Annotated in this window: 21 protein-coding genes; 8 read left to right on the plus strand and 13 right to left on the minus strand. The window is 73.6% G+C overall.

What is annotated here, in order from left to right:
• Positions 1-40 precede the first annotated feature (40 nt).
• From BSL84_RS24635 to BSL84_RS24645, 3 genes are all read right to left on the minus strand, one after another.
• Positions 41-835: an Fpg/Nei family DNA glycosylase gene (locus BSL84_RS24635; RefSeq protein WP_030031444.1), complete on the minus strand. Its 795-nt coding sequence runs from the start codon at positions 833-835 to the stop codon at positions 41-43.
• 180 nt (positions 836-1,015) lie between these two features.
• On the minus strand, positions 1,016-1,702 hold the full coding sequence (locus tag BSL84_RS24640; protein WP_052680558.1) for a hypothetical protein: 687 nt from the start codon (positions 1,700-1,702) through the stop codon (positions 1,016-1,018).
• 155 nt (positions 1,703-1,857) lie between these two features.
• Positions 1,858-6,447, minus strand: a complete 4,590-nt coding sequence (locus tag BSL84_RS24645) for an ATP-dependent helicase (RefSeq protein WP_045322155.1) — start codon at positions 6,445-6,447, stop codon at positions 1,858-1,860.
• An 80-nt stretch (positions 6,448-6,527) separates the two neighbouring features.
• On the opposite strand from BSL84_RS24645, the gene BSL84_RS24650 reads away from it, so the two are divergent.
• The 3 genes from BSL84_RS24650 (at position 6,528) to BSL84_RS24660 (ending at position 8,562) form a co-directional block, all read left to right on the plus strand.
• Positions 6,528-7,448 carry an AraC family transcriptional regulator gene (locus tag BSL84_RS24650; protein WP_075971128.1) on the plus strand — a complete coding sequence of 307 codons (921 nt, stop codon included), beginning with the start codon at positions 6,528-6,530 and terminating at the stop codon, positions 7,446-7,448.
• A gap of 101 nt (positions 7,449-7,549) precedes the next feature.
• Positions 7,550-8,257, plus strand: a complete 708-nt coding sequence (locus BSL84_RS24655) for an AzlC family ABC transporter permease (RefSeq protein ID WP_075971129.1) — start codon at positions 7,550-7,552, stop codon at positions 8,255-8,257.
• Positions 8,254-8,562 (plus strand): AzlD domain-containing protein, encoded by a 309-nt coding sequence (locus BSL84_RS24660; protein ID WP_045322152.1) that lies wholly within the window; start codon positions 8,254-8,256, stop codon positions 8,560-8,562. Before BSL84_RS24655 ends, BSL84_RS24660 begins: the two co-directional genes overlap by 4 nt.
• Here the strand turns inward: BSL84_RS24660 and BSL84_RS24665 are convergent.
• Positions 8,531-9,616 (minus strand): hypothetical protein, encoded by a 1,086-nt coding sequence (locus BSL84_RS24665; RefSeq protein WP_234363504.1) that lies wholly within the window; start codon positions 9,614-9,616, stop codon positions 8,531-8,533. The genes BSL84_RS24660 and BSL84_RS24665 overlap by 32 nt on opposite strands.
• 81 nt (positions 9,617-9,697) lie before the next feature.
• On the opposite strand from BSL84_RS24665, the gene BSL84_RS24670 reads away from it, so the two are divergent.
• Together BSL84_RS24670 and BSL84_RS24675 are read left to right on the plus strand one after the other, a co-directional pair.
• A complete protein-coding gene (locus BSL84_RS24670) occupies positions 9,698-9,892 on the plus strand; it encodes a DUF3046 domain-containing protein (protein ID WP_030033419.1) in 195 nt (64 codons plus the stop codon).
• Positions 9,893-10,111: 219 nt separating this feature from the next.
• Positions 10,112-11,326 (plus strand): AI-2E family transporter, encoded by a 1,215-nt coding sequence (locus BSL84_RS24675; RefSeq protein ID WP_075972215.1) that lies wholly within the window; start codon positions 10,112-10,114, stop codon positions 11,324-11,326.
• Here BSL84_RS24675 and BSL84_RS24680 read toward each other — a convergent pair.
• Complete coding sequence (locus BSL84_RS24680) at positions 11,280-12,035, minus strand: Clp protease N-terminal domain-containing protein (protein ID WP_030026784.1); 756 nt, start codon at positions 12,033-12,035, stop codon at positions 11,280-11,282. The genes BSL84_RS24675 and BSL84_RS24680 overlap by 47 nt on opposite strands.
• 117 nt (positions 12,036-12,152) lie before the next feature.
• Here BSL84_RS24680 and BSL84_RS24685 point away from each other — a divergent pair, with 117 nt between their 5' ends.
• Entirely contained in the window at positions 12,153-12,788 is a 636-nt protein-coding gene (locus tag BSL84_RS24685) for a class I SAM-dependent methyltransferase (RefSeq protein WP_075971130.1), read from the plus strand.
• Between the two features lie 63 nt (positions 12,789-12,851).
• On the opposite strand, the gene BSL84_RS24690 is transcribed toward BSL84_RS24685, so the two are convergent.
• Positions 12,852-13,895 carry a S66 family peptidase gene (locus BSL84_RS24690; protein WP_075971131.1) on the minus strand — a complete coding sequence of 348 codons (1,044 nt, stop codon included), beginning with the start codon at positions 13,893-13,895 and terminating at the stop codon, positions 12,852-12,854.
• Positions 13,896-13,957: 62 nt separating this feature from the next.
• Complete coding sequence (locus BSL84_RS24695) at positions 13,958-15,019, minus strand: PP2C family protein-serine/threonine phosphatase (RefSeq protein ID WP_037660878.1); 1,062 nt, start codon at positions 15,017-15,019, stop codon at positions 13,958-13,960.
• 235 nt (positions 15,020-15,254) lie between these two features.
• Here BSL84_RS24695 and recA point away from each other — a divergent pair, with 235 nt between their 5' ends.
• Positions 15,255-16,370, plus strand: coding sequence for a recombinase RecA (gene recA / locus BSL84_RS24700; protein ID WP_045322149.1), 1,116 nt, complete (start codon positions 15,255-15,257; stop codon positions 16,368-16,370).
• A 3-nt stretch (positions 16,371-16,373) separates the two neighbouring features.
• Entirely contained in the window at positions 16,374-16,940 is a 567-nt protein-coding gene (recX, locus tag BSL84_RS24705) for a recombination regulator RecX (RefSeq protein WP_075971132.1), read from the plus strand.
• Positions 16,941-17,201: 261 nt separating this feature from the next.
• Here the strand turns inward: recX and BSL84_RS24710 are convergent, their stop codons facing one another.
• From BSL84_RS24710 to BSL84_RS24730, 6 genes are all read right to left on the minus strand, one after another.
• Complete coding sequence (locus BSL84_RS24710; protein WP_045322147.1) at positions 17,202-17,624, minus strand: rhodanese-like domain-containing protein; 423 nt, start codon at positions 17,622-17,624, stop codon at positions 17,202-17,204.
• Positions 17,621-18,172, minus strand: a complete 552-nt coding sequence (locus BSL84_RS24715) for a cysteine dioxygenase (RefSeq protein ID WP_030026796.1) — start codon at positions 18,170-18,172, stop codon at positions 17,621-17,623. Before BSL84_RS24715 ends, BSL84_RS24710 begins: the two co-directional genes overlap by 4 nt.
• 78 nt (positions 18,173-18,250) lie before the next feature.
• Positions 18,251-18,337: a putative leader peptide gene (locus BSL84_RS37815; protein ID WP_324610027.1), complete on the minus strand. Its 87-nt coding sequence runs from the start codon at positions 18,335-18,337 to the stop codon at positions 18,251-18,253.
• Positions 18,338-18,369: 32 nt separating this feature from the next.
• Positions 18,370-19,962 (minus strand): FAD-dependent monooxygenase, encoded by a 1,593-nt coding sequence (locus BSL84_RS24720; protein ID WP_045322146.1) that lies wholly within the window; start codon positions 19,960-19,962, stop codon positions 18,370-18,372.
• Positions 19,963-20,148: 186 nt separating this feature from the next.
• On the minus strand, positions 20,149-21,042 hold the full coding sequence (locus BSL84_RS24725) for an amino acid ABC transporter permease (RefSeq protein ID WP_030026800.1): 894 nt from the start codon (positions 21,040-21,042) through the stop codon (positions 20,149-20,151).
• On the minus strand, positions 21,039-21,713 hold the full coding sequence (locus BSL84_RS24730; RefSeq protein ID WP_030026801.1) for an amino acid ABC transporter permease: 675 nt from the start codon (positions 21,711-21,713) through the stop codon (positions 21,039-21,041). The genes BSL84_RS24725 and BSL84_RS24730 overlap by 4 nt, the downstream gene beginning before the upstream one ends.
• Positions 21,714-21,784 lie beyond the last annotated feature (71 nt).

Genomic DNA, 21,784 nt, shown 5'->3' on the forward strand with positions numbered 1-21,784 from the left:
TGCGCCGCTCCGGGTCGGACGCGGGCGCGGCCGTGGGTGTTCAGGGAGTGGGTCCCGGCTGGCAGCGGGGGCACCAGTAGGTGGGGCGGTCGTCCTGGGGGGCCTCGCGGACGGGGGTGCCGCAGCGCAGACAGGCGCGGCGGGCCCGGCCGTAGACGAAGAGCTCCTGGCCGGGGCGGTGGATGCCGGTGGTGTTGCGGTGGCCGGGCCGGTCGCCGATGTTCGCCGACAGCAGCCGGTGGGCGGCGGCGGCCAGGCGCGGCAGCTTGGACGGGGGGAGCCCGCCGACCGGGGTCCAGGGGGTGGCCTGGGCCAGGAAGCAGAGCTCGGACTTGTAGATGTTGCCGATGCCGGCGAGGTTGCGCTGGTCCAGCAGTGCCTCGCCGAGAGGGCGCTCCGGGGCGGCGAGGAGGTTGGCGGCGGCGCGGTCGGGGTCCCAGTCCGGGCCGAGGATGTCGGGGCCGAGGTGGCCGACGGCGCGGTCCTCCTCCGCGGTGCGGATCAGCTCCAGGACGGGCAGGCGGTAGCCGACGGCCGTGGCCTCGGCCGTGCCGAGGACGGCGCGGATCTCGTGGTCCGGGCCGCCGCGCCATTTCTCGCCCGCCGCGAAGACGTGCCAGGCGCCGTCCATGCGCAGGTGGCTGTGCAGGGTGAGCCCGCCTTCGAAGCGGGCGAGGAGGTGCTTGCCGCGGGGGGTGACGTCCAGGGTGACGCGGCCGGTGAGGTCCGCCGTGGCGAAGCGGGGGACGCGCAGGTCGCTCACGGTCAGTTCGCGGCCTGCCAGGGCCGCGTGCAGGCGGGTCGCCGCGCGCCGGATGCTGTCGCCTTCGGGCATGCCCCCATTGTCGCCCGGGGACGCCTGGTACGGGCGGACGGGTGGCGGGCCCGGACGGGCCCAAGGGCCGGGCAGTGCGGGTGGAACAGCGTCCGAGGAAAGGGGCGAGCCCCTGCGGCGGTGCGGCCGCAGGGGCTCGGTGGATCAGGAGGGGGCCGGAGGGGCCGGAGGGGCCACCCGTCACTTCCAGACGAGGCCCTTGTTCGGGTAGCTGTACGGCTTGCCCCAGTACTCTGCGGCGGTGACCTTCGTCTGGGCCGACGGGGCGAGGGCCAGCGCGCAGCTCGTCTGCGTCCGGCCGTTGGTGAAGCCCTTCGGCAGCGACTCGTTGGCGCACTTCTCGAACTTGCCGATGACCGACACGCGCTGCGCATCGGTGCCGTCGCCGAGCAGGCCCTTGATCTGGGTGACGGAGGAGTACGACAGGTCCGTGGTGCCGGTGTTCTTCACCGAGTAGCGGATGTAGTAGGGGATCATCCCCTTCACCTTGTCGCCGAGCTTCAGGGGCTCCAGGTCGGCGGGGTCGCCCTGCTCGATCGCGGTGACCGTGAGGGCGATCTGGCCGCCCTTGCTGTGCCCGTAGCTGAACGGCATCTCCGCCGCCTCGCCGATCTTGAAGGTCTGACCGGACTTCGCCGTGCCGTTCGCCCCGGCGGGGGCCTCGCTGCCGTCGGTGCCGGCGCTGGGGCTGCCCGCTTCGGACGGGGCGGTGGCCGAGGGGGACACGGCGCCGGCCGAGGCGGATCCGCTCGGCGGCGCGGGGATCAGCTCCTCGTTGCCGTTCTTGCAGCCCGTCAGGGCCAGGGTTCCGGCGACCGCCAGGCCGACCGCGCCGAGGGTGGTGGTACGCATGCTGATGGTGCTCACTCTTCTACTCCCCCATGACTGTGCATCGCCCGTGCAATGCCTGTGATCATCTTGATAAAGGATGAATAAGCATCTGTGCCAGCTCAGAGGGGCTCGGCAACAGTCCTGTGACATGTCCAGGACGCGAGCGGAACAGTCGGGACCGTTTGCGGTTCTCAGGAACGCAAGCGCAAACCTCTCGGCGTGGCATGGAAACCGGCCGCCTCCAGGGCCCGCCCCGTGGGGGAGGTCAGCGCCGCGGCCGCATTGATCCGCTCCACCGTCAGCGCCGGCAGCGTGCCCGCGCGGGAGGAGGCCGCCAGCGCGGCCGTGGCGGCCGCCAGCCGCGGGTCCTCCGGGCCGGGCCAGGCCAGCAGGGTCTTCCCGCCGCGCTCCAGGTACAGGGTGAGCTCCCCGTCCACCAGGACCACCAGGGAGCCCGCCTTGCGGCCCGGCTTGTGGGTGGCGCCGGCCGGTGGCTCCGGCCAGGGCAGGGCCGCACCGTACGCGTTCGCCGGGTCGGCGGCGGCCAGGACCACGGCGGCCAGCGGGGGCGGGGTGCGCTCGGCGGCCCGCAGCCGGTCCACCGCGCCGTCCATGGCGAACTGGGCCGCGCCCAGCCCCTCGACCACATAGCCCCGGCGGGCCTGCCCGCTGTCCTCGAAGGCCGACAGGACCCGGTACACCGCGCTGAAGCCCCCCTCCACGCCCTCCGCGGCGACCGCGCCGCGGGTCACCACCCCGTGCCGGTCCAGCAGGGTGCGGGCCAGGGCGTGGGCCCGGTGCGTCGGGTCGGGCGCCGGAGCCGGCAGCAGCGACCAGCGGCCGGACACCGTGGGCGGGCCCGTACGGGACGCCGTCGCACTCAACGTGCCGTACCGGCCGCGCGGGACGGTGCGGCGGGCCCGGTGGGCCGTGGCGCCCGCCGTACGGCCCGAACCGAGCAGGGAGCGCAGCGGGGCGAGGGTGTCGTTGGTGAGCCGGCCCGACCAGGCCAGATCCCACACCGCCTCGGAGAGGGCGAGATCCGACGCCTCGGGGAACTCGGCGCGGACCGCTTGGGAGATCTGCCGGAAGAACAGGCCGTAGCCGCCGGAGAGCGCCGCCAGGACCGCCTGCTGCAACGGGTTCGGCTCCAGCGGATGCGGCGGCGGCAGCAGCAGCGGGGCGGCGTCCGCCAGATAGAGCGACACCCAGCCGTCCTTGCCCGGCAGGGCCCCGGCCCCCGCCCAGACCACCTCGCCCGTGGTGGTCAGCTCGTCCAGCAGGCCGGGGGAGTAGCCGGTCACCCGCGACGGCAGGATCAGCCGCTCCAGCGCGGACGCCGGGACCGGCGCGCCCTGCAGCTGCTCGACCGCCCGGGCCAGGCCGTCGAGGCCGCGCAGGGCCCCGCCCAGGTGCTGCCACTGGGGCAGGAACGTGGCCAGCGAGGTCGGCGGGACCGGCTCCAGCTCCTGCCGGAGAGCGGCCAGGGAGCGGCGGCGGAGCCGGCGCAGCACCGTCGCGTCGCACCACTCCTGGCCGATGCCCGCCGGATGGAACTCGCCCTGCACCACCCGCCCCGCCGCCGCGAGACGGTTCAGGGCGCCCTCGGTCACCGCCGAGCCCAGACCGAAGGCGCCGGCCACGGCTGCCGTGGTGAACGGTCCGTGGGTGCGCGCGTACCGGGCCAGCAGGTCCCCCAGCGGGTCCTTGACCGGCTCGGTGAACGCCTCCGGAACGCCGACGGGCAGTGCGGTGCCCAGCGCGTCCCGCAGCCGGCCCGCGTCCTCGATCGCCGCCCAGTGGTCCGCCCCGCCGATCCGGACCCGGATGGCACGCCGGGCCGTGGCGAGCTCGCGGGCCCAGCCGGCCTCCGCGCCGCGCTCGGCCAGCTGGGCCTCCGTCAGCGGGCCCAGCAGCCGCAGCAGATCGGCCACCGACTCGGCGTCCTTGGCCCGCCGGTCCTCGGTGAGCCACTGCAGCTCCCGCTCCAGCTCCTCCAGCACCTGCGCGTCCAGCAGCTCCCGCAGCTCCGCCTGCCCCAGCAGCTCGGCCAGCAGCCGGGAGTCCAGGGACAGCGCGGCCGCCCTGCGCTCGGCCAGCGGGGAGTCGCCCTCGTAGAGGAACTGGGCGACATAGCCGAACAGGAGGGATCGGGCGAAGGGGGACGGCTCCGGCGTGGTGACCTCGACCAGCCGGACCCGGCGCGCCTCGATGTCGCCCATCAGCTCGGTCAGGCCGGGCACGTCGAAGACGTCCTGCAGGCACTCGCGTACGGCTTCGAGCACGATCGGGAAAGAGCCGAACTCGGAGGCCACCTGGAGCAGTTGGGAGGCGCGCTGGCGCTGCTGCCATAGCGGGGTGCGGCGGCCGGGGCTGCGGCGCGGCAGCAGCAGCGCGCGGGCCGCGCACTCGCGGAAGCGGGAGGCGAACAGCGCCGAGCCGCCCACCTGGTCGGTGACGATCTGGTTGATGTCCCCGTGGTCGAAGGCGACGTCGGAGGCGCCCAGCGGTGCCTGCTCGTCGTCGAACTCGAAGGAGGGCGCTCCGGCCGGGTCGTGGTCCAGGAGGTCCATGGACAGCAGGTCCGCGTCGGGAAGACGGAGCACGATGCCGTCGTCGGCGTGCATCACCTGCGCGTCCATGCCGTACTTCTCGGCGAGGCGGGCGCCCAGGGCCAGCGCCCACGGGGCGTGCACCTGCGCGCCGAACGGCGAGTGGACGACGACCCGCCAGTCGCCCAGCTCGTCGCGGAACCGCTCCACCACGATCGTCCGGTCGTCCGGGACGTGGCCGCAGGCCTCGCGCTGCTCCGCCAGATACGCCAGCACGTTCTCCGCGGCCCAGGCGTCCAGGCCGGCCGCCACCAGCCGCAGCCGGGCGTCCTCCGCGGACAGCCCGCCCAGCTCACGCAGGAACGCGCCGACCGCGCGGCCCAGTTCGAGCGGCCGGCCGAGCTGGTCGCCCTTCCAGAACGGCAGCCGGCCCGGCACCCCGGGGGCGGGTGTGACCAGGACCCGGTCGCGGGTGATGTCCTCGATGCGCCAGGAGGTGGTGCCCAGCGTGAAGACGTCCCCGATCCGGGACTCGTAGACCATCTCCTCGTCGAGCTCGCCGACCCGGCCGCCGCCCTTCTTCGGGTCCGAGCCGGCCAGGAACACCCCGAAGAGTCCCCGGTCCGGGATCGTGCCGCCGGAGGTGACCGCGAGGCGCTGGGCGCCCGGCCGGCCGGTGACCGTCCCCGCCACCCGGTCCCAGACCACGCGCGGCCGCAGCTCGGCGAAGGCGTCGGACGGATAGCGGCCCGCCAGCATGTCGAGCACCGCCGTGAAGGCCGACTCCGGCAGCGCCGCGAACGGCGCCGCCCGCCGCACCAGCGCAAGGAGGTCGTCCAGCTGCCAGGTGTCCATCGCGACCATGGCGACCAGCTGCTGCGCCAGGACGTCGAGGGGGTTGGCGGGGATGCGCAGGGACTCGATCGCGCCCGTCCGCATCCGCTCGGTGACCACGGCCGCCTGCACCAGGTCGCCCCGGTACTTGGGGAAGACCACCCCGGTCGAGACCGCGCCCACCTGGTGCCCCGCCCGGCCCACCCGCTGGAGCCCGGACGCCACCGAGGGCGGGGACTCCACCTGCACCACCAGGTCCACCGCGCCCATGTCGATGCCGAGCTCCAGGCTGGAGGTGGCGACCACGGCCGGCAGCCGGCCCGCCTTCAGGTCCTCCTCCACGATCGCCCGCTGCTCTTTGGACACCGACCCGTGGTGCGCCCGGGCCAGCAGGGGCGGGGCGCCCAGGGCCGCGCCCGACTGGGCCATGACCTCGGCCGGCGACGCGTCCTCGGGCAGCTTCTCGCCGACGGCCCGCTCGTACGCGATCTCGTTGAGCCGGTTGCACAGCCGCTCGGCGAGGCGGCGGGAGTTGGCGAACACGATCGTCGAGCGGTGCGCCTGCACCAGGTCCGCGATCCGCTCCTCCACATGCGGCCAGATCGACGGCTTGTCCCCGCCCTCCCGGCCCTCCGTCGCGGGGGAACCGCCCAACTCGCCCATGTCCTGCACCGGGACGACCACCGACAGGTCGAACTCCTTGTCCGACGGCGGCTGGACGATCTCCACCCGCCCGCGCGGCGCCAGGTACCGGGCCACCTCCTCCACCGGCCGGACCGTCGCCGACAGCCCGATCCGGCGGGCGGGCCGCGGCAGCAGCTCGTCCAGCCGCTCCAGGGACACGGCGAGGTGCGCGCCGCGCTTGGTCCCGGCGACGGCGTGCACCTCGTCCACGATCACCGTCTCGATCCCGGCCAGCGCCTCCCGCGCCGCCGAGGTCAGCATCAGGAACAGCGACTCGGGCGTGGTGATCAGGATGTCCGGCGGCCGGGTGGCCAGCGCCCGCCGCTCCGCCGCCGGGGTGTCGCCTGAGCGGATCCCCACCCGGATGTCCGGCTCCGGCAGCCCCAGGCGGACCGACTCCTGCCGGATCCCGGTCAACGGGCTGCGCAGATTGCGCTCGACGTCGACGGCCAGGGCCTTCAGCGGCGACACGTACAGCACCCGGCAGCGCTTCTTCGACTCGGCGGGCGGCGGCGTCGAGGCGAGCCGGTCGAGGGCGGCCAGGAACGCGGCCAGGGTCTTGCCCGAGCCGGTGGGCGCCACCACCAGCACGTCCGAGCCCTCCCCGATGGCCCGCCAGGCACCCTCCTGCGCGCTGGTGGGCGAGACGAAGGCCCCCGTGAACCACGAGCGGGTCGCGGGGGAGAACGAGTCGAGCGCAGCTCCTGCCATGCCCCCATCGTGCACCCCGCCACTGACAACGCCCCGGACCTGCGCGAACACGCGTCAGCCGGGGGGCGCAGAATGGGGGGATGGGGACGGACGAAGGCCGCGGGGAGTGGGCCCGGCACTGGCAGTACCCGGAACTGCCCGGGCTCGACCTGCTGCGCGCCCACTACGTGCGCCACACCTTCCCGCGCCACGCGCACGACGGCTACGTCATCGCGGCCGTCACCGGCGGCATCGAGGAGGTGGGCCTCCCCGGCCACGTCGTACGCGCCGGACCGGGCAGCGTGGTCCTGATCAACCCCGAGGTGCCCCACACGGCGCGCGCCGGGGCGCCCGAAGGGTGGGCGTACGCCACCCTCTACCCGTCCGGCGGCCTGATAGCCGAGGTCGCGGCCGAGATCGGCACCCTGCGCGGCACCCCCGGCTTCACCGCCGACATCGTCGCCGACCCGCAGGCCTCGCGCATGGTCACCGAGGTGCACCGGGCCGCCGAGGCAGGGAACGCGCTGGCCGCCGACACGCTCCTGCGGGGTGTGGTCGCCCGGATGCTGACCCGGTACGCCGGACCGCTGCCCGCCCGTACGGTCCGCGGCACGGGCGGCTCCGAGGCGGCGGCGGCCCGGGCCGTACTGGAGGAGCGCCTGGCCGACCCGCCGTCCCTGGAGCAGCTCGCGGCGGAGCTGGGCACGAGCCCCTTCGCCCTGCTGCGGGCCTTCCGGGAGCGGTACGGGATGCCGCCGCACACCTGGCTGACCGACGCCAGGGTCCGGCGGGCGCGCCGGCTGCTCGACGCCGGCACCCCGCCCGCCGCGGCGGCGGTCGCCGTCGGCTTCACCGACCAGCCCCACCTGAACCGGCACTTCACCCGCATCGTGGGCGTCCCACCGGGGGCGTACCGGCGGGAGCGGACCGGCCAGGCCCCGCCCGGCGGCTTCCGGGACGGCTCCCGGGACGGGGCGCACGGATCGGGCGAAGGAGTCCGCCGCGTGCGTGGCGCGCAGTGATCCCGCGGCGGCAGAGGCCCGCAGCGAGAACGTACGTGCAAGAACGTACAAGACCAGCCGCCCGGCTCCCGCCTACCTTCGGCGACGTGGGAGAGAAGCAGATGGTCACCGAGCCAGAGACACGACAGACAGTGGCAGCCGACGGGCGGCCGCGGGCAGCGGTCGTCCGGGACGCGCTCGGCGTCGGTGTCGCCGTCGGCCTGTCCGGGTTCGCCTTCGGCGTGACCGCGGCCGGAGCCGGCATCAGCACACTCCAGGCCTGCGTCCTGAGCCTGCTCGTCTTCACCGGGGCCTCGCAGTTCGCCCTGGTCGGGGCGCTGGCCGCGGGCGGGAACCCGTTCACCGCCGCCGCCGGGGCGTTCTTCCTCGGGACCCGGAACGCCTTCTACGGGCTGCGCCTGTCGCAGCTGCTCCGGCTGCCGCGCGCCGTACGCCCCCTCGCCGCGCACTGGGTGATCGACGAGACCACCGCCGTGGCGCTGGCGCAGCCCGACCGGAAGTCGGCCCGGCTCGGCTTCACGGTCACCGGGCTCACCCTCTACGTGCTGTGGAACACCACCACGCTGCTCGGCTCGCTCGGAGCCGAGGCCATCGGCGACACCAGGGCCTGGGGGCTGGACGCGGCCGGACCCGCCGTGTTCCTGGCCCTGCTCGCTCCGATGCTGAAGACGGCCACCGAGCGGGCGGTCGCCGCCCTCGCGCTCGTCCTCGGGCTGGGCTTCCTGCCCGTGCTGCCCGCCGGGGTGCCCGTGCTGATCGCGGCCCTTGCCGCACCGGTCGTGCTGTGGATGAAGGGACGCCGCCCGTGAACGTCTGGATCGCCATCGCGCTCACCGTCGTCGGCTGCTACGCCGTGAAGTACGCGGGGCTGCTCGTCCCCGCCGGGGCCCTGGAACGGCCGCTGGTCCGCCGCCTGGCCGCGCTGCTGCCTGTCGCGCTGCTCGCCGCGCTCACGGCCCAGCAGACCTTCAGCACCGGATCCGCGCTCGTCGTCGACGCCCGCGCCGCCGGGCTGGCCGCCGCCGGGCTCGCACTGCTGCTGCGCGCCCCGTTCCTGGTCGTCGTCGCGGCCGCCGTCGCCGTCACCGCGGGGGTACGGGCCCTGGGCGGCTGACCTGCGCCGGCAGGCGGCCGTACGCCCGCAGGGTCAGCAGCGCCTCCAGCGTCGCGATCGGCCGCCGCTCCAGGGAGCTCCCCGGCGCCCAGGCCTCGCGGCGGACCGGCCAGCCGCCGTCCGCCTGCTGCGCCGCGGCCAGGAAGTCCAGCGAGCGGCGCATCTCCTCGTCCGTGAACCAGCCGCAAGCCAGCGACTCCGGCCGCCGCGCGAAGTCGTGCGGGAACAGCTGCTCGCCCGGCGCGTAGCCCGGAGCCGGCGGGAACTCCGAGCGCCGCCGCGGATCGAGCACCACGAGGCGCTGCTCGCGTACCAGCCGTCCCAGCCGGTCCGCGGCCGCCGCCGCACGTGCCCGGTCGGGGACGCCGTCCAGGAACGCCACGGCGCTCTGGACCTCGTAGGGGTGCGTGCGGTGCAGGTTCTCGACGCGGTCCCAGCAGAAGTCCGTGGCCCGGAAGAGCCAGGCGTGCCAGACGCGGTTGCGGTGCAGCAGGCCCACGACGGGGCCGGTGGCCAGGAGCTCACCGGGCGGGTCGTCCCGGACCGGGTGGTAGGCGGCCGTGGGGTAGGCGCGCGGGGCGGGGCAGAGCACCGGAAGCGCGCCCTCCGGGGTGGACACGTCCGTCAGGTGGCGGCAGAGCCGCTCGATGCGCTGGCCGGCGCAGCGGCCCAAGTCGTCCAGTACGCGCAGGGCGTGTGCGCTGTGCAGCGGCTGGCTCAGGGGGCCGCGCAGATCCGGATCGAGCGCGTGGCCGTAGCCGCCGTCCGGGTTGAGGTAGGAGCCGAGGGCGGTGTCCACCGGGTCGGCGTCCCCGCCGAGGAAGTGGTACGCGAACCGGTGCTGCTCCAGCACGCGGGCGGTGAGCCAGATGAAGCGCTCGGCGCGGTCCAGCGCGGGCAGCGGGTCCGAGGGGGCGCGAGGGGCGGGAGGGGCTGGAAGTGCGGGGGGTGCGGGCTGCGCGTGCGGGGCGGGGGCGGCGGCCTCCGGGGATCGGGGGGACTGCCGGGATCGCGGGGATCGCGGGATCTGCGGGGAAGCTTCGTCTCCGGGCATGCGTGCAACGTAGGCCGCGGTGACGCGGAGGCGCGGGGTGAACGCCGCCGGTGCACTCTCCCGGGGCGGGATACTGGGGGCATGCGGTTGACGATTTTCTGGGAGCGGATGGCCGAGCACTTCGGCGCGGGCTACGCCGACTCCTTCGCACGGGACCATGTGATGGCGGAGCTGGGCGGCCGGACCGTCCACCAGGCGCTGGAGGCGGGCTGGGAGGCCAAGGACGTGTGGCGTGCGGTGTGTTCGGCGATGGACGTACCGGCCTCACTGCGCTGACGCCCCGAGGGGGTGGGGGCGCGGTGTGGGCGCCCCTTTCGCGGCACGGCCCGCCGGTGGGCCAGACTTGGCCGCGTGGGAGCCACCGAAGAGACGACCGACCAGCCCGCAGCCGTCCGGGACGCACTGCCGCCGCCACGTGCGGCCGATCAGGGCGCGGCCGGCGCCGCACCCGTCGCCTCCGGCCCCGAACCGGAACCGGGACCGGGGCCAGGCGCGGTGGCCGCGGACGCGGCGGCGACGGGCACGGCGGCGGCCTGGCCCGCCGATCCCGCCTCGCCGCCGGGCCCCGTCGGCCCCGGCACGCCTCCGGCCGGGACCCCGCCGACCGGCGGCGAGGAGCGGATGCCGCGCTGGCTGCCCCGCGCGGTGGTCCTCGTACTGGCCCTCGTCGCCTGCTTCCAGCTCGGAAGCTGGGCCTTCCACCAGCTGATCGGGCTGCTCGTCAACATCCTGATCGCGTTCTTCCTCGCGCTCGCGATCGAGCCCGCGGTGGCCAGGATGGCGGCCGGCGGCATGCGCCGCGGACTGGCCACCTTCCTGATGTTCACCGCGGTGGTCGTGGTGAGCGCGGGATTCCTGGCGCTGCTCGGCTCCCTGCTCGCCGGGCAGATCGTCGCCATGGTGGAAGGCTTCCCCGGCTACCTCGACAAGGTGATCAACGCCATCAACTCCACCTTCAACACGGACCTGTCCCGGCTGGAGATCCAGGAGAGCGTCCTGCGCTCCGACTGGCTGCGCAAGTACGTGCAGAACAGCGCGTCCGGCGTGCTCGACGTGTCCGCCACCGTGCTCGGCGGGCTCTTCAAGCTGCTGACGATCGGGCTGTTCTCCTTCTACTTCGCCGCCGACGGACCGAGGCTGCGGCGCGCCCTGTGCTCCGTGCTGCCGCCCGCCAAGCAGGCCGAGGTGCTGCGCGCCTGGGAGATCGCCGTCGCCAAGACGGGCGGCTACCTCTACTCGCGCGGGCTGATGGCGTTGATCTCGGGTGTCGCGACCTACATCGTGCTGGCCGTCCTCGAAGTGCCGTACGCGCCCGCGCTCGCCGTGTGGGTGGGGCTGGTCTCGCAGTTCATCCCCACCATCGGCACCTATCTCGCGGGCGCGCTGCCGGTCCTGCTCGCCTTCACCGTCAACCCCTGGTACGCGCTGTACGTCCTCGGATTCGTGGTGGTCTACCAGCAGTTCGAGAACTACGTGCTCCAGCCGAAGCTGACCTCGAAGACCGTCGACATCCACCCGGCGGTGGCCTTCGGATCGGTCATCGCGGGCACCGCCCTGCTGGGCGCGGTCGGGGCGCTGATCGCGATCCCCGCCGTCGCCACGCTGCAGGCTTTCCTCGGCGCGTACGTCAGGCGCTACGAGCTGACGCGGGACGCGGACTCCTCTACTTCGCGTCCTCGCCGCCGAGTACGGCTGCCAAGGCTTCGTTGACGGTTGCCTCGGCGGCGGCCTTGTCCAGGCCGAGGCCGCTCAGCAGGCCCTCGCCGTTCTCCAGCTCCAGGAGCGCGAGCAGGATGTGCTCGGTGCCGACGAAGTCGTGGCCCAGGCGCAGGGCCTCACGGAAGGTCAGCTCCAGAGCCTTCTTCGCCGAGGCGTCGAAGGGGACGAGGTCGGGGATCTCGGCCTGGGCCGGCGGGAGTGCGGCGGTCGCGGCGGCCCGTACGTCGTCCGGTGAGACCTCCTGGGCGCGCAGGACGAGTCCCGCGAGGCCGTCGGCCTCGGCCGTCAGGCCCAGGACCAGGTGCTCGGTGCGGATCTCGCTGTTGCCGGCGGCGCGGGCCTCGTTCTGCGCGGTGACCACCACGTTGCGGGCGCGGGGGGTGAAGCGGCCGAAGCCCGCGTTCGGGTCGAGGGCGCCGGCGCCCTCCTTGTCCGCCTTGGGTACGAAGCGCTTCTGGGCCGCCTGGCGGGTGACGCCCATGCTGCGGCCGATGTCGGTCCAGGAGGCGCCGGAGCGGCGGGCCTGGTCGACGAAGTGGCCGATCAGGTGGTCCGCGACGTCCCCCAGGGCCTCGGCCGCGACGACGGCGCCGCTGAGCTGCTCCAGGGGGTCGGTGTGGACCTTGTTGATGGCCTCGATCAGGTCGTCGAGGCGTACCGGATTGGTCATGCGAACGGGTTCCACCGAAGGGTTCGTCATAGGTGCAACCCTAGGTTGACAGTCGAGCGAGTGTCAACCTCGGGTTGTCAGTTGGTGGCGGTGCCGCACCGCGGCGGGCCCCGGTGCCATGCTGGGGGCACCGAGACGGAGGCTGTGATGGGTTTCTACGCCGAACGGGTCGTTCCGCGGATCGTCGACCTCGCCTGCGGGGCGCGGTCGACCCGGCCGCTCAGGCGCCGCGCCTGCGCCGGCCTGGCCGGGGAGGTCGTCGAGATCGGTTTCGGCACCGGCCACAACGTGCCCTTCTATCCGCCGGCCGTCACCGGCGTGGCCGCGATCGAGCCCTCCGAACTGGGATGGAAGCTCGCGGCCGACCGCGTACGCGACTCGCGGGTCCCGGTGAGGCGGGCCGGCCTGGACGGCCGGTCGCTGCCCTTCGGGGACGCCACCTTCGACGCCGCCCTGTCCACCTGGACGCTGTGCACCATCCCGGACCCCGTGGCGGCGCTGCGCGAGGTGCGGCGCGTACTCAAACCCGGAGGCGCCCTGCACTTCGTCGAGCACGGCCTCGCCCCGGCGCAGGACGAGGGCGTGCGCCGCTGGCAGCGGCGGATCGAACCGCTGCACAAGCGGCTCTGCGGCGGGTGCCATCTGACGCGGCCGACCGTCGACCTGCTGACCGCCGCCGGCTTCACCGTCACCGAGCTCGACGTCTTCTACCAGGAGGGCGCGCCGAAGCCCTTCGCCGCCGACTCGCTCGGCGTCGCGCTCGCGCCCCGGGCGGCAGGGTGACGGGCCCCGCGGGTCACGGGCCCGCGGTGAGCCTCGGCGGGTGGCGGCTCAGCAGGTGACGGCTCAGTAGGTGACGGTGATCCGACGGGCCGGCCCGTCCACCCGGATCCGCCCGCCCACGGGGATCACGAGCTGCGGGTCGGTGTGGCCGAGGTCCACGTCGAAGACCACCATGGTGTCAGGGGCGTACTGCCGCAGCGCGCGCAGGACGGCCGCGCGCTGCTCCTCGCGGTAGCGCTCCTTGCGTGTCGCCTCGAACCGGTTCTCGAACGACCAGCTCTTCGCCCTGCCCATCAGCAGCGCGGGGAACTGCCGCAGCAGGCCGCGCTCGCCCATGTTCCGCAGGATCCGGTAGACCTCCTCGGCGCGCGGCATCTCCTCGGAGGTCTCCAGGAAGAGCACGTCGCCGGCGTAGGACTCGGCGGGCAGCACCGCGCGGTCGGCCATCAGCATCCAGGAGATGATCTCCAGATTGCCGCCCCAGCCGGGTCCTTCGACCACCCGGTCGTCGTTGTGCCAGGTCCAGCCGTAGGAGCGTTCCATCAGCGGCTCGGACTCGAAGGTCCGCGGATCCTCCCAGGGCCGGTTCTCGTCCCCGTACTCGCCCGACCGGTTGAGCTCGTAGGCGCCCGAGGTGAACAACGCGGCCCGGAGGGAGGCGGCGGTGGCCGGGTGCATCGCTCCGGGCCGGCCGAGCTCGACCATCACCGAGGCGCCGTGGTAGCCGACGATGCCCAGGTTCCGCAGGAACAGCAGCAGGTTGGTGTTGTCGCTGTAGCCGAGGAACGGCTTGGGGTGGGCGCGCAGGAGGTCGCCGTCGAGGTGGGGGAGGACGGTGATCTGGTCGTCGCCACCGATGCTGGAGATCACCGCCTTGACGCCGGGGTCGGCGAAGGCGGCGTGGACGTCCGCGGCCCGCTCCTGCGGCGTCGCACCCATCTTCCGTGTGGTGGGGTACTCCACGGGCTCCAGCCCGAAGTCGTCCCGGAGCCTGCGCAGCCCCAGCTCGTAGGGGAGCGGGAAGAGGCCGGGCAGTCCGGACGAGGGCGACAGGATCGCGACGCGGTCCCCCGGGCGGGGCTTGGGCGGATACACGAATTCGATCATGCGGTGATCGTATGGGCCCGCCGGCCGCGCATCCCGGAGATACGGCCGCCGTGCGGGCGCGGCTACGACGCCTGCGCCTGCGCGCCCTGGGGGCCGCGCAGGCGGACGGCGAGGGCCGCGATGTCGTCGTCGAGACGGCCCCTGCTGTGACGCAGGAGGTCGTGGTGGAGGGCGGTGAGCAGGTCGCGGGGAGGTGCCGGGGGCTGCCGGCCCATCCAGGCCGCCAGCGGGAAGAACTCTCCGTCGCGCGCGCGGGCCTCGGCGATCCCGTCGGTGTAGAGAAGGAGCAGGTCGTCGGGGGCGAAGTCGAAGCTGTCGACGCTGTAGTCGTCGCCGATCAGGTCGGCGAGGCTGAGCAGCGGCGACGGACTGGCCGATTCGAGGGAGCGGATCCCCCCGCGGGTCAGGAGCAGGGGCGGTGGGTGTCCGCAGTTGAGGATGTCGATGCGTCTGCCCTCGTGCGGGATCTGGACGAGGAGGGCGGTGGCGAATCGTTCCATCGGCCCCTCGGGAGGGAAGGCGGCGTTGTAGCGCATGCTGCTGGCGTCCAGCCGGCGGGCGACGTCGACCAGGTCGGTCTCGCCGTAGGCGGCCTCCCGGAAGGCGTTGACGATCGCCGCGGCCGCCCCCACCGCCGGCAGGCCCTTGCCCCGCACGTCGCCGATGAGCAGCCGGACCCCGTGCGGGGTGTCGACCACCTCGTAGAAGTCCCCGCCGATACGGGCCTCCGCGGCGGCCGCGAGGTACAGCGATTCGATCTCGACGCTGCCGAAGCGGCGCGGCATGGGGCTCAGGACCACCTGCTGCGCCGCGTCGGCGACGAGCCGCACCTGGAAGAGCGTGCGCTCCCGCTGGAGCCGGACGTGGCTCCCGTACGCGGCGGCGACGGTGACCGCGACGATCCCGCCGACCGTCCACCACGTGCCCAGGTCGGGGAAGACGAGGCTGAGGCCGACCATCAGGACCAGGCACACCGTCCCGAGCAGGACGGTGGGGAGGACCGGCCACATGGCGGCGGCGAGGGCCGGCGCCGCGGGCAGGAGGCGGCTGAAGGCCATCTCCGGCGGAGTGTTGTATGCCAGGCTGGCGATGACGACGGTCAGGATGACCGGCGACAGCCGCACGAGTCTTCCCGGGCCGGGGCGCCTACGAGGTCGTGGCCGTCCAGACTCGATCACACTCCATAGGATATCCACGTAATGGGGGCATAGCGCCCTGGCATGGCGAGCTTGACAGGGAAATCGAACATCCATTCTGATGAGTTATCCACAGCCGAACCGGTCGTGGGGCGCATTGTCAGTGGCAGGCATTAGCGTCAATGGCGTGAAGCGATCGACTCAAGCAAACCGGGTGGAACCCATGGCAGGCACCGACCGCGAGAAGGCTCTCGACGCCGCGCTCGCACAGATTGAACGGCAATTCGGCAAGGGTGCGGTCATGCGCCTCGGCGACAAGCCGAACGACCCCATCGACGTCATCCCGACCGGGTCGACCGCGCTGGACATCGCCCTCGGTGTCGGCGGGCTGCCCCGCGGCCGTGTGGTCGAGGTGTACGGGCCGGAGTCGTCCGGTAAGACGACCCTGACCCTGCACGCCGTGGCCAACGCGCAGAAGGCCGGCGGCACCGTCGCCTTCGTGGACGCCGAGCACGCGCTCGACCCCGAGTACGCCAAGGCCCTCGGCGTCGACACCGACAACCTCATCCTCTCGCAGCCGGACACCGGTGAGCAGGCGCTGGAGATCGTGGACATGCTCGTCCGCTCCGGTGCCCTCGACCTGATCGTCATCGACTCCGTGGCGGCCCTCGTGCCGCGCGCCGAGATCGAGGGCGAGATGGGCGACTCCCACGTCGGTCTCCAGGCCCGTCTGATGAGCCAGGCACTCCGGAAGATCACCGGTGCGCTCAACCAGTCCAAGACCACCGCGATCTTCATCAACCAGCTCCGCGAGAAGATCGGCGTGATGTTCGGCTCGCCGGAGACCACGACCGGTGGCCGCGCGCTGAAGTTCTACGCCTCGGTGCGTATCGACATCCGTCGCATCGAGACCCTGAAGGACGGCACGGAGGCGGTCGGCAACCGCACCCGCTGCAAGGTCGTGAAGAACAAGGTCGCGCCGCCGTTCAAGCAGGCCGAGTTCGACATCCTCTACGGCCAGGGCATCAGCCGCGAGGGCGGCCTGATCGACATGGGCGTGGAGCACGGCTTCATCCGCAAGGCCGGCGCCTGGTACACGTACGAGGGCGACCAGCTCGGCCAGGGCAAGGAGAACGCCCGCAACTTCCTCAAGGACAACCCGGATCTCGCGAACGAGATCGAGCGGAAGATCAAGGAGAAGCTGGGCGTGGGCGTCCGCAAGGACGGCGACGAGGACACGGCCGGTGCCGCGGCCGCCGCACCCGCCGATGCCGCGGCCGTGCCCGCGCCCGCGTCGAAGGCCAAGACGACGGCCAAGGCCGCCGTGGCCAAGAGCTGACCCGTGCGCGAGCAGGAAGGGGGCGGCGGGAGCCGCGGAGGCCGTGAGGGCCGCCAGGAGCCGCCGCCCCAGAGCCCCGAGGAGCAGGCGCGGGCGATCTGCCTGCGCCTGCTCACGGGCAGCCCGCGCACCCGCCGCCAGCTCGCGGACGCCCTGCACAAGCGCGGCATCCCCGACGAGGTGTCGCAGGAGGTCCTCTCCCGGTACGAGGAGGTGGGCCTGATCGACGACGCGGCGTTCGCCGGAGCCTGGGTCGAGTCCCGCCACCGCGGCCGGGGCCTCGCCCGCCGGGCCCTCGCCCAGGAGCTGCGCACCAAGGGGGTGCACGCCACCCTCGTGGAGGAGGCCCTGGGACAGCTGGACTCCGACCAGGAGGAGCAGACCGCCCGCGAGCTCGTGGAGCGCAAGCTGCGCTCCACCCGGGGCCTGGAACGGGACAAGCGGATCCGGCGCCTGGCCGGGATGCTCGCCCGCAAGGGCTACCCGGAGGGCATGGCCCTGCGCGTGGTCCGCCGCGCCCTGGAGGCGGAGGGCGAGGACGCCGACGACCTCGGATGGCCGGGGCAGTGATCCGTAGGGCCCGGGGCGAGGGCAGCCCCCGGGCCGGGACGGCGGCCGACTCCAACGCCAAGGGGTGCGCCGCGCAGCAGAGTCGACGCTGTGATGCCGCGTTACGCCCTTCCGATCGTCTGGGACCGCAAGGCCGGTTCCACGGCGCCTTCACCCTCCTGCTGCGAGACCGCCCACCTCACCGCCTGCGGCCCCTCCTCGAAACGGGACTCCGCGGAACGATCCGCACCAAGCGCCACGCGGCGGTGGCGGGCATGGTTGTCAGCGGTGCGGCGCCGCCCCCGTGACGACCGGGAGGCCGGCGGACCTCCACGCCTGGAACCCGCCGGCCAGGTCCGTCGCGCGATGCAGGCCCAGGGCGTGCAGCGAGGCCGCCGCGAGGCTGGACGCGTAGCCCTCGTCGCAGATCACCACCACCCGCAGGTCGTGGCCCGTGGCCTCGGGGACGCGGTGGCTGCCCGTCGGATCCAGCCGCCACTCCAGCTCGTTGCGCTCGACCACCAGCGCTCCCGGGATCAGCCCGTCCCGGTCCCGCAGGGCCTGGTAGCGGATGTCCACCAGGAGCGCCCCGGCCGCCGCGGCCGCGTACGCCTCCTGCGCGTCGACGCGGGCGTATCCCGCGCGGACGCGCTCCAGCAACTCGTCGATGCCGACCGGGGCGACCGGCCCGCTCTCGGCGCTCACTGCCAGTCCGCCGGACGCTCGACGTGCTCTAGGTGCAGCACCGGCCCGCTGCGGCTGTACCGGCGGATCAGCGGCAGCGGCGGGTAGTAGGCGTGCACCGATACCGCGTGCTCCTCCCGGGACTCGTTGAGGACCTCGTGCACGTGGTGGCGGCCGAAGGCCCTGCCGCCGCCCGCCGCCAGCGTGCGGCTGAGGTCGACACCGGGGGCCAGCTCCAGAGAACGCCAGCCCTCCGAGGGCAGGCGTACGGACAGGGAACGCTCGGTGAGGCGGCCGCGGGCGGTGGCGAACGCGCCGAGCGATGCGCCATGGTCGTGCCAGCCGGTGCCGGTGCCCGGCGGCCAGCCGATCAGCCACGCCTCACTGCCGCCGGGCCCGTCGAGCCGGATCCAGGTGCGGCCCTCCGGATCGAGCGGCAGCGAGGCCACGATGCCGGGGTCGGACGCGGCGCGCAGGGCGAAGTCGAGGAGTCCGGTGGCTGTGGGACCCCCGGCCGGCCCGGACTCAGGGGCGTAGGCGTACGCGGGTGCGGGTGCGGATGCAGACATGGAAGTGGACCGTTCCTGGGTTCGCGGAAGTGCGCGCAGGCCGGTGGACGGCGCGGGGCGCGCGGAGGGAAGGGCGAATCAGCAGGAAGGGCGACACACGCAGCCCGCGTAGCGGAGCAGGTCCATATGGACCCTCCGCCACAGGCGCACGTCGATGCCGGTCATTTCGCGAGTGAACCACGCGCGCCCGCGCACGGTCAATCGATCACCACGGCCGCCGAGGTCGGAGGCGAAAGCGAAGTCGAGGGCGCGGGCACCCGGGACGCGGGCGCGCCGGCCCGGACCGCGTCCGCCGCCTCGTACAGCTCCGCCGGGCGGACCCCCGCGAACGTCGCCGCCAGATGGCCGTCCGGCCGCACCAGCAGGACGGTGTGCGCCGGGGCCCCCGGGTAGCTGTCGGCGACCAGCAGGTCGGTGCGGACCGGCAGGGCGCTGACCGCGGCCGCCAGACGGGGCATCAGCCCGGCGCCCAGCCAGTGCCGCCGGTCCCAGACCCCGGTGCCGGGCGCCACGAGCACCACCAGCAGCCGGCCCTTCCCCAGCAGGTCCCGCAGCGGCACGGTCGCCCCGTCCGGCGCGGTCACCGGGACGTTCGCCACCGGGCCGCCCGGTTCCGTGGCCGTCGGCACCTCCCGTACGGCGACCGGCGGGGCGTACGCCGGCTCAGCGCCCAGCGGCCCCCGCCCCAGATGGCCGTCGGTGAGCAGGGACTCGGCGGAACGCGAGGCCCCGGGCAGGTAGTTGCGCAGCCCGCCCCCGGACCGCAGCGCCGGCATCGCCTGGTCGGCGGCGCGCAGCCGGGACGCCACCGCGGTGCGCCGCTCGTCCTCGTAGCTGTCGAGCAGCGCCTCGGACGCACCCTGGTGCCAGGCCAGGGACAGCTTCCACGCCAGGTTCTCGGCGTCCCGCAGCCCCTCCTCGACGCCCTGCGTGCCGAGTGCGCCCAGCAGGTGCGCGGCGTCGCCGGCGAGGAAGGCCCGCCCGTCGCGCCAGCGCCGGGCCAGCCGGTGGTGCAGCGTGTACACGCCGGTGTCCAGCAGGTCGTACGGGGGAGTCGTGCCGCCACACCACTGCGCGAGGGTGTCGCGGATCAGGGTCACCAGCGCGTCGGGGGTCACCAGGTCGCCGCGGGCCGGGAGCAGCCAGTCCAGCCGCCATACGCCGTCGGGCAGCGGCCGCGAGGTGACCTCCTGCTGCGCGCCGCGGTGCAGCAGGGCCTCGCCGGGCCAGGGCAGTTCGGTGCGCAGCGCGGCCACGGCATGGCGCTCCACGGCGGTACGGCCGGGAAAGCGGATGCCGAGGAGCTTGCGCACGGTGGAACGCGCTCCGTCGCAGCCGACCAGGTAACTCCCGCGCCACCAGGTGGCCTCGGCGCCCAGGGTGTGTGCGGTGACGCCCCGCTCGTCCTGCTCCAGGGCGTCCAGCCGGCTGTCGAAGACCAGCTGGACGAGGGGGTGCGCGGCGGCGGAGTCGCGCAGTCCGCGGGCCAGGGCGTGCTGCGGGACGTGCAGGGGGGCCGGCAGGTCCTCGAAGGTCAGCCGGTGGGCGTCACGGCTGCGCCGCATGGTGCGCCAGGCGGCGAAGTACGCCCCCTCGTCGCGCAGCGTCGTACAGCCCAGCCGGTGGGCCATGGCCGCCGTGTCCGCGTGCAGGACGACCGTGCGGGCCGGACGGACCTCGTCCTTGCCCGGCCCTTCGTCGAGCACGACGGAGGGCACGCCCGCGCCCGCGAGGGCGAGCGCCATGGACAGCCCGACGGGTCCCGCGCCGACGACGATCACCGGGTCCATGGCGCGGCTCCCGATGTCCGGTATGTGATCACAGAAGTATGCAACCCACTGGAGGTGTCTGCGTCAAGTGACACTCGACGGCGCACAGCAGTGTGGTGCGGCGGATGAGATCCGCCGCACCACACGGGCTACGCCCTATGACTGACCGTACGTCAGGCCTTCAGGGGGCCGTCCGCCGGTGGCGCCTCAGGCTCCGGCGGCCGTGTTCGCTCCGGGTACCGGGTCGTCGACCTCTTCCGCGCCGAGCACCGCGCCGGTGCTCTTCTTCGACCCCCGCAGCCGCTTCTCCAGCCAGGAGGCCACGGTGGTCAGGGTGAAGTTCACCGCGATGTAGATCAGTGCGATCACGAACATGGTCGCGATGGTGTTGCTGTAGTTCGCCGCGATCTGCCGGTTCATGGAGAGCAGCTCCGCGAAGCCGAGCAGCGCGCCGCCGAGGGCGGTGTCCTTGAGGATCACGACGAGCTGGCTGACCAGCGCCGGCAGCATGGCCGTCACGGCCTGCGGGAGCAGCACGTGGGTCATGGTCTGGCCCTTGCGCATGCCGATCGCCTTCGCGGCCTCCGCCTGTCCCTTCGGGAGGGAGAGCACACCCGCCCGGACGATCTCCGCGATGACGGCCGAGTTGTAGAGGACCAGGCCTGTGACGACCGCCCAGAACGGACGGGTGTCGGACGGGACGTCCATGAGCTGGGGTGAGAACAGCGCGCTGCTGAAAAGCATCAGCATCAGCACCGGGATGGCTCGGAAGAACTCCACCCACGCGCCGACCGCGGCGCGCACCCCGGCGTGGTCGGACAGGCGGCCGATGCCCAGCGCCGCGCCCAGGGGGAGGGCGATCACCATGGAGAGTGCGCCGGCCTTGAGGGTCTCGATCAGGCCGGGGATCAGGTACGTGGTCCAGACCTGGCTGTCGGTGACGAAGGGGGTCCACTTGTCGGCGTCGAGCTGGCCCTTGTCGGCCATGAGGGACAGCGCCCACCACAGGACCAGCCCGAACAGGACGACGAAAATCCCGCTGTAGATCCAGTTGCGCACCTTGGCCCGGGGGCCGGGGGTGTCGTACAGCACGGAGCTCATCGCTTCACCGCCACTCGCTTGGCCACCCAGCCCAGCAGCAGGCCGGTGGGCAGGGTCAGAAGGACAAAACCGAGGGCGAAGACAGCGAAGACGGCGAAGACCGCCTGGGCCTCGTTCTCCAGCATTTCCTTCATCAGCAGCGCCGCCTCGGCCACGCCGATGGTCGCCGCCACCGTGGTGTTCTTGGTGAGCGCGATCAGTACGTTGGTGAGCGGTGCGACGACCGCCCGGAAGGCCTGGGGAAGCACGATCAGGGTGAGCACCTGGAAGAAGCTCAGCCCGAGTGCGCGGGCCGCCTCGGCCTGGCCGACGGGCACCGTGTTGATGCCGGAGCGCAGGGCCTCGCAGACGAAGGTGCCGGTGTAGGCGATCAGCCCGAGGACGGCGAGGCGGAAGCCCGTCTCCTTGAACGTCTCACCGCCCAGGTTGATGCCGAGGGTCTGGCTGAGGCCCAGTGAGCAGCCGATGACCACCAAGGTCAGCGGCGTGTTGCGCACGAGGTTGACGTACGCGGTGCCGAAGCCGCGCAGCAGCGGGACCGGGCTGACCCGCATTCCCACCAGGACGGTGCCCCAGATCAGGGACCCGACCGCCGAGTAGAGGGTGAGCTGAACCGTCACCCAGAAGGCTCCGAGCACGTCGTACTGCCCGGAATCAAGAAAATCGAACACGATGCCCTGCGCTCTCCCCAGGATGGCCGGTGAGGTGCGCCGCCGCCCGCAGCGGGCGGGCGGCGACGCCC

The organism is Streptomyces sp. TN58, from assembly GCF_001941845.1.
Taxonomy (GTDB): Bacteria; Actinomycetota; Actinomycetes; order Streptomycetales; family Streptomycetaceae; genus Streptomyces.

Excerpts from the sequence above, each read along its gene's own strand:
- BSL84_RS24655 (WP_075971129.1), top strand. The coding sequence starts at position 7,550 with ATGGTCACCGAGCCAGAGACACGACAGACAGTGGCAGCCGACGGGCGG.
- BSL84_RS24665 (WP_234363504.1), bottom strand. The coding sequence starts at position 9,616 with ATGCCCGGAGACGAAGCTTCCCCGCAGATCCCGCGATCCCCGCGATCC.
- BSL84_RS24645 (WP_045322155.1), bottom strand. The coding sequence starts at position 6,447 with ATGGCAGGAGCTGCGCTCGACTCGTTCTCCCCCGCGACCCGCTCGTGG.
- BSL84_RS37815 (WP_324610027.1), bottom strand. The coding sequence starts at position 18,337 with ATGACCGGCATCGACGTGCGCCTGTGGCGGAGGGTCCATATGGACCTG.
- BSL84_RS24715 (WP_030026796.1), bottom strand. The coding sequence starts at position 18,172 with ATGTCTGCATCCGCACCCGCACCCGCGTACGCCTACGCCCCTGAGTCC.
- BSL84_RS24685 (WP_075971130.1), top strand. The coding sequence starts at position 12,153 with ATGGGTTTCTACGCCGAACGGGTCGTTCCGCGGATCGTCGACCTCGCC.
- BSL84_RS24650 (WP_075971128.1), top strand. The coding sequence starts at position 6,528 with ATGGGGACGGACGAAGGCCGCGGGGAGTGGGCCCGGCACTGGCAGTAC.
- BSL84_RS24725 (WP_030026800.1), bottom strand. The coding sequence starts at position 21,042 with ATGAGCTCCGTGCTGTACGACACCCCCGGCCCCCGGGCCAAGGTGCGC.
- BSL84_RS24690 (WP_075971131.1), bottom strand. The coding sequence starts at position 13,895 with ATGATCGAATTCGTGTATCCGCCCAAGCCCCGCCCGGGGGACCGCGTC.
- recA (WP_045322149.1), top strand. The coding sequence starts at position 15,255 with ATGGCAGGCACCGACCGCGAGAAGGCTCTCGACGCCGCGCTCGCACAG.
- BSL84_RS24670 (WP_030033419.1), top strand. The coding sequence starts at position 9,698 with ATGCGGTTGACGATTTTCTGGGAGCGGATGGCCGAGCACTTCGGCGCG.
- BSL84_RS24720 (WP_045322146.1), bottom strand. The coding sequence starts at position 19,962 with ATGGACCCGGTGATCGTCGTCGGCGCGGGACCCGTCGGGCTGTCCATG.
- BSL84_RS24635 (WP_030031444.1), bottom strand. The coding sequence starts at position 835 with ATGCCCGAAGGCGACAGCATCCGGCGCGCGGCGACCCGCCTGCACGCG.
- BSL84_RS24680 (WP_030026784.1), bottom strand. The coding sequence starts at position 12,035 with ATGACGAACCCTTCGGTGGAACCCGTTCGCATGACCAATCCGGTACGC.